Origin of the sequence: Actinacidiphila rubida (assembly GCF_900110255.1) — a bacterium.
GTDB classification, from domain to species: domain Bacteria; phylum Actinomycetota; class Actinomycetes; order Streptomycetales; family Streptomycetaceae; genus Actinacidiphila; species Actinacidiphila rubida.
The window spans coordinates 13,080-25,383 of the sequence record NZ_FODD01000002.1 but is presented as its reverse complement, the minus strand read 5'-3'; the positions used below and the strand labels follow the sequence as shown (position 1 = coordinate 25,383).

Below are 12,304 nucleotides of genomic sequence, written 5' to 3'. Positions count from 1 at the left end.
ACACGTCCGGATCACCTCCGGAACACACGAGGAAGGGATGCGGGGATGGTTCTCCCGTACGACTCCAGCGAGATCACCGCGCTGGGCGCTCAGGCCCGCGCGGGGCTGGATCTGGCCGAGCGCCGGTGCCCCCGCTGCGGCCATGTCGGCATGCGCAGGTACTACAAGATCTTCGAGGGCCCCGCGCGCACCTCACTGATCACCTATCTGTGGTGCCCGTCCTGCCACGGGTACGACGGTTCGACCGTGTCCGGCGCCGGCATGACCCTCGACCACGACCCCATGGCCGAGCTCGACCCCGCGGAACTGCGCGTGCTCAAGGCCGACCTGGAGTCCTACTTCGCCAAGCTCGACGCCCTCTGGGAGAGCGGGAAGCTTCCGCAGCACCTCACGGAGTAGCGGCCGGGCCTCGGCCGCGCGGCGGTCGACCGGTGCCGGGACGGGCCATCGGCCCGTGGGGCCTCGGGACCAGGCACGCGCCCGGCCCGCCCGCGCCCGCTTCCGTGCGCGGACCCCGCTCCGGACTCGCCGCCGGGCGGGAGGGAGTGGAGAAACCGGAATCCGCGCGGCGGCCCCTCTTTCGGAGGCATAATGAGGTCCGCCGCGCATTCCGCCGGGGAATTCCGCGTCGTCGCGGAAGTCCGGTGTGGTCGGGCCCACTTGCTTCGGGCATACGGCATTCGAATATGCCCTGGGTCGGCGTATGCCGTTTCCTTCCCTCGGCGTCCCGCTGACGCATTGCCTTCGAAATTGGCCGATTCGATGCGGAGTTCGAACTTGCCGCTATTGCGCCGCCGGCGCCCGTCGCGTCCCCAGGGCCGGTGCGGGGGCGGGGACGGGAGTGGCGCGGCGCCAGGGCCGGTGGGCCGCCACCGTGAGCGCGAGCAGCGCCACCGCTGCCCACAACGGCGTGCGCAGGCCGGTCTGCTGGGCGGTGAGGCCGCCCGCGAGGGCTCCCAGCCCGGCCGCTCCGATGCCGAAGAGGCGGAAGGCGGAGACGACGCGGCCGAGCAGGTGGTCGGGGGTGAGGGCCGCACGGGCGGAGCTCGCGGCGACGCTCATCAGGGTGGAGGCGCCGCCGATGACACCCAGGAAGACGGCGATGGCGATCGGTGCGCGGACGGTGGCGATGCCCAGCCAGGCGATCGCCTGGAGTCCGGTGGCGAGCGTCATCGTCTGGCGGTGGCTCAGGTCGCGGGTGATGCGGGCGGCGCGCCAGCCGGTGGCGATGCCACCGAGGGCGCCCAGCGCCAGGAGGATGCCGTAGCCGGAGTCCGCGATGTGCAGCGGCCCGGTGGCGTAGAGGACGAACGTGGCCATGGCCACGTTGTAGGAGAAGTTGTACGCGGCCATGGTCGCCGCGAGTTCACGCAGCTGCCGGGTGCGCCGCAGGTGGGCGAGGCCCTCGCGGATCGCGCTGACCAGCGGCTGTTTCGTTCCGGCGGCCGGCATGCTCGGCAGGCGGCTGATGCACAGCGCGGAGACGGCGAAGGAGAACGCGTCGCCGACGAAGGGGAACGCGCGCCCGGCGGCGAAGGACAGGGACCCGCTCGACGGGCCGAGCAACGAGCGGCCCACGGTGTCGATGGACCAGTAGCGCCCGTTGACCTTGGCCAGGACGTCCTTGTCCCGTCCGGCCAGCGTGGGGATGACCGCCTGCGAGGACGCGTCGAAGAAGCAGCCGGCGACGCCGGTGAGCAGGATGACGGACAGCAGGACGGGCAGGCCGGCGTGGCCGGTGAGGACCAGGGCGGCCAGCAGGCCGATGAGGCAGACCCGTACGAGATCCGCGGCGAGCATGACCCGGCGGCGCGGCCACCGGTCGGCGAGCGCGCCCGCGGGCAGACCGGCGATCAGCCACGGGAGATAGAACGCCGCGGTCACCGTGGAGACGGCGAACGGATCGCGGGTGAGCGAGGCGGCCAGCAGGGGCGCGGCCACCAGGAACGCGCCGTCCCCCGTGACGGAGACGCCGGCCGCGGCGAGCAGCGGAGTGAGGGAGCCGGCGCCCCGCGCGGCGGGCGGGTCAACCGCGCGGGGGCCGGACCTCAGAGGGAGAGCCACTCGGGAACGAACTCGCCGTGGTGCAGGTCCCGGACGAATGACGTCCACGCCTGCCGGTCGAAGCTGAGAATGGGGCCGGTGCCCTTGTCCTTGGTGTCGCGCACACCGACCACTGTGGGGGTGAAAGCCACCTCCACGCAGCCGCCTTCACCGCTTCCGTTCGCCTTGAACCAGAACGCGCCGTCGAATATCGGGTCGGACACGGATTCCTCCTGAGGGGGAGAGCGGCCGTCGGGGTTGAGGCCATGGAGCCAGCGACCGCGGCGGCCAGCAAGGGGCCCGGGTCGAATACCGGCCAAAACCCCCACGCGAGGAGTGAAAGTGCGTCTATACTCCTGTGGTTGGTGGGATGTCGTGATGACGGTGAGGCAGTGATGAACGCGGCACTGACCACTGTGGCCGTCACGGCGGGCACGACCCTGGTCACTCTGACGGTCACCGCCGTGTGGCAGCGGGCCCGCACGGAGGCGACCCTGCTCGCACGTCGCGTGCGCGGCCTCCCGGACGAGGCCGCCGCCGAACCGTCCGGTCCCGCCACCGGGCCGCCCCACGTCTCCGGCCCGTCCGGCCCCTCCGGTTCCGCGACCGGGCCGCTCGGCGGACAGCCGGCCGCCGAACCGGAACCCGGGCCCGACGCCGCGCGGGAGCCGTTCCGGAACGGGGGACCGCGGGCCGTGTACCGGGACCACTCCCACGCGTCCGGCGACCCGTTCGTGACCTCCGCCGACCGGGAGACCGGTCTGTGGCAGGAGTCGGTGCGCACGCCGCGGGTGGAGAGCCCGCCGCGGGTCTTCCGCGGACGCGCGGAGCTGCTGGCCGAATTGAGCGCCGCGGCACGCATACCCGGCGCCCCGCACGTGCTCCACGGCATGGGCGGCAGCGGGAAGACCGCGCTCGCCGCCGAGGTGTTCCGCGCGGCCGAGGCAGCCGGCCTGACCGGCCTGTGGGTCGTCGCCGCCGACCGCGCCGGGCTGCGGCGCGGGATGCTCGCGGTGGCGGCCGAACTCGGCGCCGATCCGGCGGACCTGAAGGCCGCCCACGACGGACGGCTGGCGGCGGCCGACCTGGTGTGGCGGCACCTCGCACGGGCCGAGGGCTGGCTGCTCGTCGTCGACAAGGCCGACAACCCCGAACTCCTCGACGGCTGGCTGCGCTCCGGCCGCACCGGCACGGTCCTGGTCACCACCCGCCGGGCCCGCGCCCCGCAGTGGCAGGGCGCGGCACTCCACCACCTGGACGTCCTGCCACCCGAGGACGCGGCGCGCGTCATCACCGACTTCGCGCCCGGCCGCGGCACCCCGCAGGACGCCCTCGACCTGGCGAACCGGCTCGGCCGCCTGCCCCTCGCACTGCGGCTGGCCGGCAGCTACCTGGAGCGCCAGGCCCTGGAGACGTGGTCCCTGAACGACTACCGGGCGCGCTTCGAGCGGGACGGCATGTTCCTCGCCGACCAGGGCGCCGAACTCCCCTACGTCGAGGACGACGGCGCGCCCGCCACCGAGGGGGAACTGCGCCAACGGCTCTCCTGGACCTGGCAGATCACGCTCGACGACCTCACCGCCCGGGGACTGCCGGAGGCCGGCACCCTGCTGCGCCTGCTGTCCTGCTGGAGCCAGGCCCCCGTCCCGCAGGCCGTCCTGTCGGACCATCCGGCGCCGGACGCGGAACCCGCCGCGGACGACCACTTCTGGGCCCGGGCCGAGACGGCCCTGCGCGCGCTGATCGACAACTCCCTCGTCTCGGCGCACTCCTACACCGGGCCGCCGTCCGCCGCCACGACGACGCCCTGCCTCCAGGTCCACGGCCTGGTCCTGGAGAGCGTCCACGCCGGCATCGAGGCCGAGGAACGCTCCAGCTACCTGCTCACCGCCATCCACCTGCTCGACGCGGCCCTGCCCGCCGACGCGGCTCCCGCCCACCTCGCACGGCTGCGGCTGCTGGTCCCGCACGTCACGGCGCTGCTGCACCACACGGACGCCGAGACGTGCCCGCAGGCCGCCGCGCTCGGCATCCGTACGGCCCAGCTCATCTGCGAGGCCGGGGACTACCGGGGCGCCGTGGAGGCCGCCACGCTGACCGGCGACGTCTCGGCCCGGCTGCAGGGCCCGGACCACCACGACACCATGACCGCCCGCCACCACCAGGGCGACCACCTGCGCCGCCTCGGCGCCTACCACGAGGCCGAACAGGTGCTGCGCGGCGTGCACATGCGGCGCGCGGCCGCACTCGGCGCCCGTCACCACGAGACCCTGGAGACCGCGGCCGCCCTGAGCATGACGCTCTACCTGATGGGACGCTCCGAGGAGTCCCTCACCTGGATCCGGCGGGCCGTCGACGGGCAGCGGCGCACGCTCGGCAACGACCACGTCGAAACCCTCCGCAGCCGCGCCTACGCCCTGGAGTTCCTGGCGCACGCCGGCCGCACGGAGACCTTCCTGCGCGACGGCCCCGCCACGATCGCCGACGCCGAGCGCAGCCTCGGCACCGGCCATGTGGTCACCGCCATCGCCTACAGCAACTACGCCTACGGGCTGCTGCGCACCGACGCGTCCAAGGACGCCAAAGTCGCGGCCGCCGAACGGGCCCTCCAGGCACGCGTCCACCTCTACGGCGACGGGCACCCGCTCGTCCACTCCGCGAAACTCGTCCTCAGCTGGGCCCGTTCGCTGTCCGGCGATCACGAGACCGCGCTCGCCCTGATGCGCGAAGCCCTCGAAGGACGCGAACGCCTCCTCGGCGTCTCGCACCCGCTCACCGTCAAGGCCCGCGTGCTGTACGCCGAACGGCTCGCCGAGGCGGGCCGACCCGAGCAGGCGTCCGCGCTCCTGCGGGACAACCTGCCCCAGGCAGAGGCCCTTTACGGCCCGCACGACCTCGACGTCCAGCGCGCGACGGAACTGCGTGGCCGCCTCGCGGGACCGCCGCCGCCGAACTGAGCGCCGCCGCAGGCGACATGGCGCCGCGACGCACGGGTGCCCCGTACGAACCCGCCGGTTCGTACGGGGCACCGGACGCGGCAGCCGAGGCACCCGCGGAATCCGCGGAATCCGCGGGCTTCGGGAAGGCGCCACCTACCGTCAGCGGGTGAGCGGCAGGCGGTGGACACCTCCGTCGACCGTGCCGACGTACAACGCGCTGCCGTCGGGCGCCGCCGCCAGACGTGTGGCGTCGAGATCCTGCAGCCCCGCCGACACGCTCGACCAGGTGCGGCCGTTGTCCGTGCTGCGCAGGACGCCCCGGCCGCCCTTGAGCAGCCCGTTGGGCCAGGTCTCGGCCGTCGCCGCGTAGAGCGCGCCGCCGACCCGCAGGACGTCCGACACCGAGGTGGGCAGTCCGCCGAGGTCGGCGGCCGTGAACGTCCGCCCGCCGTCGGAGCTGATCCGGATGCCGTCGCCGCCGACGATCAGCCGCGACCCGTCGAGCGTGATCGACGCGACGGAGCCGTCCGCGACCTTGGTCGCGGTCGTGCCGTTGTCGTCGGACCGGTAGAGGCCGTCCGCCGAGCCCATCCACAGCCGGCCGGGGTGCGCGGGGTCGCCCGCCAGCGCCGTGTAGACGTGCTGCTGGTGCAGGACCTTCCACGTCTTGCCGCCGTCGCCGGTGGTGTACAGGCCGGACTCGCCGATCACGTGGTAGGCGACGGTCACCCGGTTCGGGTCGGTCGGGTCCACCAGTAGTGCGTCCGGGGTCTCCCCGTAGGTGCCCATGGTGGTCCACGTCGCGCCCGCGTCCGCGCTGCGCTGCACGTTGAACTGGCCGATCGCCAGCGTGACGACCCGCCACGCCACGTTCTTCCCCGCCGAGGCCAGCAGCGTCACCTCGCAGCCGACGCAGCCCTCGTTGCCCGAGCGGCCCCACTCGGGGGACGCGACCGGGAGCCGGGTGCGGTAGCTACCGCTGTACGTGCCGGCCAGCAGGTTGCCGCCGCTGACCGCGAGGTCGAACACCGTCTGGCCCTGCACGCCGATGCGGTGCGCGCCCGTGCCGTCGGCTGCACTGCGGTACACGCCGTCCTCGTCGGACGACACGGTCACGGTACCGTCGGCCCACCGGTCGTAGTCCGTGATCAGGGCACGTGAGGAGGGCAGCGGGAGCTGCTTCCAGGTGCGGCCCTGGTCGTGGCTGACCCAGCTGGTGTCGTCGCTGCCCGCGCCGATGTACAGGTCGCCGCCGGACGCGATCAGGCCGAAGCCGCCGCTGTAGGGCAGGTCCAGCGTGGTCGCCCAGGTGGCACCGAGGTCGTGGCTGACCTTGACGCCGTTGCCGATCTGCCAGACCGCGACGGTGTCGCCGACGACGGCGAAGCCGGACAGCAAGGAGTCGGCGAGGAGCTGCCGAGGCGTGCCGGGCGTGCCGTCCTGGACGCCGGGCACGGCCCACAGGCCGTTGTCGTACGTCTCCAGGTACAGCATGCCGCCGGCGAAGACGGCCTGCCGGACCATGCCGGAGACGCCACTGGGAACGGTGGTCCAGGTCGCTCCGCCGTCGGTGCTGACCACGAGGTCCGTGCCGGTGACGGCGACCAGGGTGTGGGCCTGCTCGTCGGCGACGAAGGACACGATGTCGCTGGACAGGGTGTCCAGGACCTGCCACGTGCCGCCGTGGTCGCGGGTCTCCATGAGGTAGCTCCGGCCGGGGGTACCGCCGTCGACGGCGTACCACCAGTGCGCGGCGTCCTTCGGGTCGATCACCACGCTGCCGGTGCCCTCGGTCACCGGCAGCCGGCTGATCCGGTTCCAGGACGCGCCCTTGTCGCCGGTGAACCACAGAGCGGACTCACCGGGCTCGGTCATCACGGCCTGGCCGGCGGCGCTGGGTGACGTGGTGAGGGTGCCGCTCTCGTCGTTGGGGCCGACGGGCTGCCATGCGCGGCCGGAGGGGGTCGGCGCGGTCACCTCGAACGCGTCGGAGCCCACCAGTTCCCGGCCGGTCGCCGTCGGAGCGCTCGCCGCCACGCGGTAGACGCCCGGCGTGCTGCCGGTCAGCGGCGCGGTGTACCAGGTCCCGTGGTCGAGCGCCGCCGTGACGGTGACGGGACGGCCGTGGGGCGGCGTCACGGTGAGGACCGGCGCGGACGCCAGCGGGGTCGGGCTGTAGACGTACGCGGTGGCGTGGCCGTCACTGGGGTCGGGGGAGACCCGCACCGTCATCGGCCGGACCGCCAGCAGGTACGGGACCGTCAGCGCCGAACCCCGGTCGGGACGCACCGAGATGCGGCCGTCGAGGTCGGTGTCCGCGTCCGGCCGCTTGGCGGAGACATGGAGGGTGAGCCGCGCGGTGCCGCCCGCGGCGATCGTCACGTGCCGCGGTGTCACCGTCGCGCTCCCGGTCACCGAGACCGCGGCGGAGATCCTGCCGCTGCCCGGGTTGGACAGCGTCACCGTGCCGTCCGCACCGACCGTGGTGCGCGCCATGTCGGCCAGGCCCAGGGAGACGGTGGCCGGCGAGGCCGTCAGCACGGTGCCGGCGGCCGCGGCGACGTCGAGCCGGCCGGCGCCCTGGGTGGCGATGCCCGGGCCGTCGAGCGGCTTGGCGGAACCCACGAGCGCGGACGTGATCTGCTGCGGGGTGTCGTGCGGGCGCAGTTGGCGCATCAGCGCGGCCGCGCCGGCCACGTGCGGCGACGCCATCGAGGTTCCCGACATCCGGTAGACGCCGGGCGCCCAGGCGCCGTACATGGTGGACCTGATCTGCACGCCGGGCGCGACGATGTCGGGCTTGAGCGCGTAGGTGCCGGCGACCGGGCCGCGGGAGGAGAACGAGGCCATCCGGTCCGTGACGTCGGTACCGGTGATCTCGACCGTCGCCTGCCCGCTCGCCGCCTTCGCGGCCATCTCCTGGTAGGCGAACTGGTCCAGGCTCATCAGGACGACGGAGTCGAAGCGCGTGTCGTCGCCGGAGGCGCTGACGTGCGGCGAGCTGGGTTGCGCGGTGACCACGCCGGGCTCGGCGGGGGCCGCGCGGCGCTGCGCGGGCACGGACTGCGGGCCTGCCGAGCCGCCGGGGGCACCGGCGAACACGGCGACCGCGCCGTGCTTTTCCGCCTCCTGGGCGAACTGGGCGAACCAGGGGTCGTAGAAGGGGCTGAGCGCGTGCTGCACCAGCAGTGCCTTGCCGTGCACGTCGCCCACCGCGTCCCAGTCCACCGGGTCGCCGGTGCCGACGTCGACCACCTGGGCCGTCTCCGGCTTCACCGGCCCGTTGGCCGACATCAGCCACTCCTGAGACTGCACGAGTTCGCGCTTCGATCCCGCCACGTACGACGCGGAGGGCAGCCGCACGCCGCTGGTGGAGGCGCCGACGGCGATGACGCCGTCGGCCGCCGCGGGGGTGCCGACCGTCTCGGGGCCGGGGCCCTCGTTGCCGGCGGCGGCCACCACGACGACTCCCGCGCGCACGGCGGCCGTTGCCGCCAGGCCCAGCGGGTCCGTGCCGTCACCGGGACCGCCCAGGCTCATGTTGACCACGTCCGCGCGGTGCGGGTTCGCCGGGTCGGTGGCCGCCTCCAGGCCCGCGATGATGTCGGACATGTAGCCGCTGCCGCTGTCGTCCATGACCTTGTACGCGGTCAGGGTCGCGTCCGGGGCGACGCCGGTGATGCCGCCCGGCTCCGCGGCCTTCGCCGCGACGATGCCCGCGACGTGCGTGCCGTGGCCGTTGTCGTCCATCGGGTCGTCGTCGTCGTTGACGAAGTCGTGGCCCGCCACCACCTTGCAGCCCGGACCGAAGCAGCCGCCGAGATCGGGGTGCCGGTAGTCCACCCCGCTGTCGAGCAGCGCGACCGTGACGCCCTTGCCGCGCACCGGCGAGCCGTCCGGGCCCTTCATCTTCCACACGTCGGGCGCGCCGATCAGCGGCACGCTCACATCGGTGAGGGTGTGCATCGGGGTGTCCGGGACGACCGCCGCCACACCCGGCAGGCGCCGCAGCGAGGCGAGGTCGCCCGCGCGGACGGTCATGGCGACCGAGTCGCTCAGCAGGCCGAACCGGCGTACGGAGCCTGCGTGCACGCCGGCCTGCCGCGCGCCGGACAGGAAGGTGTCCTGGGCGGCGGCGAGGGTCTGGCGCCTGGCGGCGATGCGGGAGTTCCCCGCGCGGTCCGCCGTGTCCAGGCGGGCACCGACGGCGGCCGGGGTACCGGACAGCTCGACGATCACCCGGCGTTCGGCCCCGCCTGGCGCCGCAGAGGCGGCCGGCGGCAGCGCGGTGAGCAGCGCGCCGGCGGTCACCGCGGCAACGGCGAAGGCCACGGGCCTTCTTGGGTTGATTGGCATAGGTGAGTTCCTACGTCCCGGGTGCACCGCTGGACAACGCTTCCTGCCTGGCCCGTTGCAGCCATTGGCACAAATGAGCCACCATACCTGGATGCCCCAGGACCTGACTCCGGCCGGTATCGACCCATTCGACGAATCCGTCTACTACGCGGCGGTCAGCAGGCGGGTCGCCTCGCCCGCCGAGATAGCCGACGAACTCGGTTGCTCCGCAGAGCGGGTGGGCCGGGCGCTGGACCGGCTGCGCGAACACGGCCTGGTGGGACGGCTGGCCGGCGCGCGGCGCCGCTACGCCGCGATCGAGCCGCAGACCGCACTGGACGCGCTGGTCCGGTCGCGGACCAGCGAGCTGGAGCATGTGCGGGTCGCCGCATCCGAGTTGTCCCGGATGTTCGCCGCGGCCCGCGAGGACGACGTCGAGGAGGTGGAGATCGCCACCGGGGGAGACGCGCTGGGCCGCTGGTTCGTGACGCTCCAGCAGCAGGCCAGGGAGCAGGTGCGCACCCTGGACCGCCCGCCGTACGCCCTGACCACGTCCAATCCCGTGGAGGCGGCGGCGATGTCCCGCGGGGTGGTCTACCGCGCGGTGTACGCGCCCGAGGCGCTGGAGTGGCCCGGCGTCCTGGACGACATCCGCGAACTGGTCAAGCGCGGCGAGCAGGCGCGGGTACTGCCGGGCCTGCGGGTCAAGGTGGCCATCGCCGACGACCGGCTCGCCCTGATCCCGCTGTCCCTCGACCTCACCCAGGTCCGCGCGGCGATCATCCGGCCGTCCGCGCTGCTGGACGCAGTGGTCGACTACTGGGAACTGTGCTGGCGGCAGGCCCTGCCGCTGAACGCGCCCGCCGAGGACCCGCTGGGCGAGGAGGACCGGCAGATGCTCGTGCTGCTGGTGAGCGGGCTGAAGGACGAGGCGATCGCACGCCAGTTGGGCTGGTCGGTACGGACGATGCGGCGGCGCACCCGGCGGCTCCACGAACTCCTCGGCGCGTCCAACCGCTTCCAGGCGGGGGTGATCGCCGGCCGGCGCGGCTGGATCTGACACTCCGCGGGCACGCGCGACGCCGCGGCGGGCGCCCGGAGGTTCCGGGGCCCGCCGCGGCGGGTGGGGTCAGCCGTGGGGGAGGATCACCGCGCGGCCGTTGACCGTTCCGGCGTGCAGCCGCTCGTACGCCCGCGGCGCCTCGTCCAGGGAGAAGGTCTCCGTATGCACGGAGACGGCACCGGCGCGGGCCAGGGCCAGCACCTCCTGGAGCTCGCCGCGGGTGCCCCAGTAGGGCGCGCTGACCGAGACCTCGAACGGCAGCACGCCGAACCCGACCGGCAGCGTGCCGCCGCCGATGCCGACGAGGGACACCTCGGCCTCGACCCCGGCGACGGCCGCGGCGACGGCGACGGTGGGGGCGGCGCCGACGAAGTCGAAGACCGCCTGCGCGCCCAGGCCGCCGGTCAGTCCGCGGACGACGGCGGGAGCGGCGTCGTCCGACAGCACCGTCTCGTGGGCGCCGACCTCGCGGGCCAGCCGCAGCTTGTCCTCGCTGACGTCCAGCGCGACGACCCGGGCCGGGCTCAGGGCCCGCAGCAGCTGGATCGCGGTGTGCCCCAGGCCGCCGGTGCCGATGACCACCGCGGTCGAGCCCGGGACCAGCTTGGGCAGGGCCCGCTTGATGGCGTGATAGGGGGTCAGGCCTGCGTCGTTCAGCGGGACCGCGGCCACCGGGTCCAGCCCGTCCAGCGGCACGAGGTGCCGCGGGTCGTCGACGAGCAGGTACTCGGCGATGGCGCCGGGCGCGCCCAGGCCGGGCGGGCGGATGCCCAGCTCGTCGGCGCGCAGGCAGTAGTTCTCCTTGCCCTCGGCGCACTTGGCGCACCGGCCGCAGCCCCACGGGCCGTAGACGGCGACGGCGTCGCCCTCACGGACGCCCGTGGCGCCGGCGCCCAGCGCGACGACCGTGCCGACGCCCTCGTGGCCGAGGGTGAGCGGCAGCGGGTAGGGGAAGCTGTCGGCGGGCCAGCTCATGACCGCGATGTCGGAGTGGCACACCCCGGCGGCGGTGACCTTCAGGAGCACCTGCCCGGGACCCGGCTCCGGATCGGGGACGGTCACCACCTCGGGGGCGGCGCCGATGGTGCGGTACTGCAGTGCCTTCACGGTGGGTCTCCTCTCCGGTGGCTCAGACGGCGGTGTAGGCGCCGTCGACCAGGTGGTAGCTGCCGGTCACGAACGAGGCGCGGTCGGAGAGCAGGAACGCGATCAGTTCCGCGACCTCCTCGGGCCGGCCCAGCCGCCCGGCCGGGTGCAGCGCGACCAGCGCGGCCCGCGCCTGCTCGTCCATCCGGCTCAGCAGCGGGGTCTCGATGAAGCCGGGGCCGACCGCGTTGATCCGGATGCCCATGGCGGAGTACTCGGCGGCGGCGGTCTTCGTCAGGCCGACGACGCCGTGCTTGGCGGCCACGTACGCGGGTGAGCCCGCGAAGCCCACGGAGCCGAGGATGGAGGCCACGTTGACGACGGCGCCGCCGCGGCCGGTGGCCTCGATGGCGGGCAGCTCGTGGCGCATGCAGTAGAAGACGCCGTCGAGGTTGGTGCGGATGACCCGGTCGTACGCCGCGATGTCGTAGGTGCCGGTGGGCGCGCTCGGGCCGCCGATCCCGGCGTTGTTCACGGCGAGGTCGAGGCCGCCGAACGTCTCGGTGGTGAAGCGGACCGCCGCCTCGGCCGACTCGGGCCGGGTGACGTCCAGTTCGGTGGCCGCGGCCGTCAGCCCTTCGGCGGTCAGCCGGGCGGCGGCCTTCTCGGCACCGGGGACGTCGAAGTCCGCGATGACGACGGCGGCGCCGCCGTCGGCCAGCAGCCGGGCGGTGGCCAGGCCGATGCCGGACGCGGCGCCGGTGACGAGGGCGGTGCGGCCGGCGAACTCGCCGGCGGTGGCCGTGGTGTTGGGGGTGGTGGGGGTGGTGCTCATGGT

General features: G+C 74.1%; 8 protein-coding genes. 3 read left to right on the top strand and 5 right to left on the bottom strand.

Annotated elements, in window-relative coordinates; genetic code table 11:
* Positions 1–45: 45 nt before the first annotated feature.
* On the top strand, positions 46–399 hold the full coding sequence (locus BMW99_RS01755) for a hypothetical protein (protein WP_069462974.1): 354 nt from the start codon (positions 46–48) through the stop codon (positions 397–399).
* 384 nt (positions 400–783) lie between these two features.
* Here the strand turns inward: BMW99_RS01755 and BMW99_RS01750 are convergent, their stop codons facing one another.
* Together BMW99_RS01750 and BMW99_RS01745 are read right to left on the bottom strand one after the other, a co-directional pair.
* A complete protein-coding gene (locus BMW99_RS01750; protein ID WP_069462973.1) occupies positions 784–2,064 on the bottom strand; it encodes an MFS transporter in 1,281 nt (426 codons plus the stop codon).
* A complete protein-coding gene (locus tag BMW99_RS01745; RefSeq protein ID WP_069462972.1) occupies positions 2,049–2,267 on the bottom strand; it encodes a DUF397 domain-containing protein in 219 nt (72 codons plus the stop codon). Before BMW99_RS01745 ends, BMW99_RS01750 begins: the two co-directional genes overlap by 16 nt.
* A gap of 171 nt (positions 2,268–2,438) precedes the next feature.
* On the opposite strand from BMW99_RS01745, the gene BMW99_RS01740 reads away from it, so the two are divergent.
* Complete coding sequence (locus BMW99_RS01740) at positions 2,439–5,000, top strand: tetratricopeptide repeat protein (RefSeq protein WP_075016109.1); 2,562 nt, start codon at positions 2,439–2,441, stop codon at positions 4,998–5,000.
* Positions 5,001–5,141: 141 nt separating this feature from the next.
* Here BMW99_RS01740 and BMW99_RS01735 read toward each other — a convergent pair whose 3' ends face one another.
* Positions 5,142–9,314 (bottom strand): S8 family serine peptidase, encoded by a 4,173-nt coding sequence (locus BMW99_RS01735; protein WP_069462982.1) that lies wholly within the window; start codon positions 9,312–9,314, stop codon positions 5,142–5,144.
* A gap of 115 nt (positions 9,315–9,429) precedes the next feature.
* Here BMW99_RS01735 and BMW99_RS01730 point away from each other — a divergent pair, with 115 nt between their 5' ends.
* Positions 9,430–10,377, top strand: coding sequence for a TrmB family transcriptional regulator (locus BMW99_RS01730; RefSeq protein ID WP_069462983.1), 948 nt, complete (start codon positions 9,430–9,432; stop codon positions 10,375–10,377).
* Positions 10,378–10,446: 69 nt separating this feature from the next.
* Here the strand turns inward: BMW99_RS01730 and BMW99_RS01725 are convergent, their stop codons facing one another.
* A complete protein-coding gene (locus tag BMW99_RS01725; protein WP_069462984.1) occupies positions 10,447–11,487 on the bottom strand; it encodes an NAD(P)-dependent alcohol dehydrogenase in 1,041 nt (346 codons plus the stop codon).
* Positions 11,488–11,509: 22 nt separating this feature from the next.
* A complete protein-coding gene (locus BMW99_RS01720) occupies positions 11,510–12,301 on the bottom strand; it encodes an SDR family NAD(P)-dependent oxidoreductase (RefSeq protein ID WP_075016108.1) in 792 nt (263 codons plus the stop codon).
* Positions 12,302–12,304 lie beyond the last annotated feature (3 nt).

Excerpts from the sequence above, each read along its gene's own strand:
- BMW99_RS01740 (WP_075016109.1), top strand. The coding sequence starts at position 2,439 with ATGAACGCGGCACTGACCACTGTGGCCGTCACGGCGGGCACGACCCTG.
- BMW99_RS01755 (WP_069462974.1), top strand. The coding sequence starts at position 46 with ATGGTTCTCCCGTACGACTCCAGCGAGATCACCGCGCTGGGCGCTCAG.
- BMW99_RS01730 (WP_069462983.1), top strand. The coding sequence starts at position 9,430 with ATGCCCCAGGACCTGACTCCGGCCGGTATCGACCCATTCGACGAATCC.
- BMW99_RS01720 (WP_075016108.1), bottom strand. The coding sequence starts at position 12,301 with ATGAGCACCACCCCCACCACCCCCAACACCACGGCCACCGCCGGCGAG.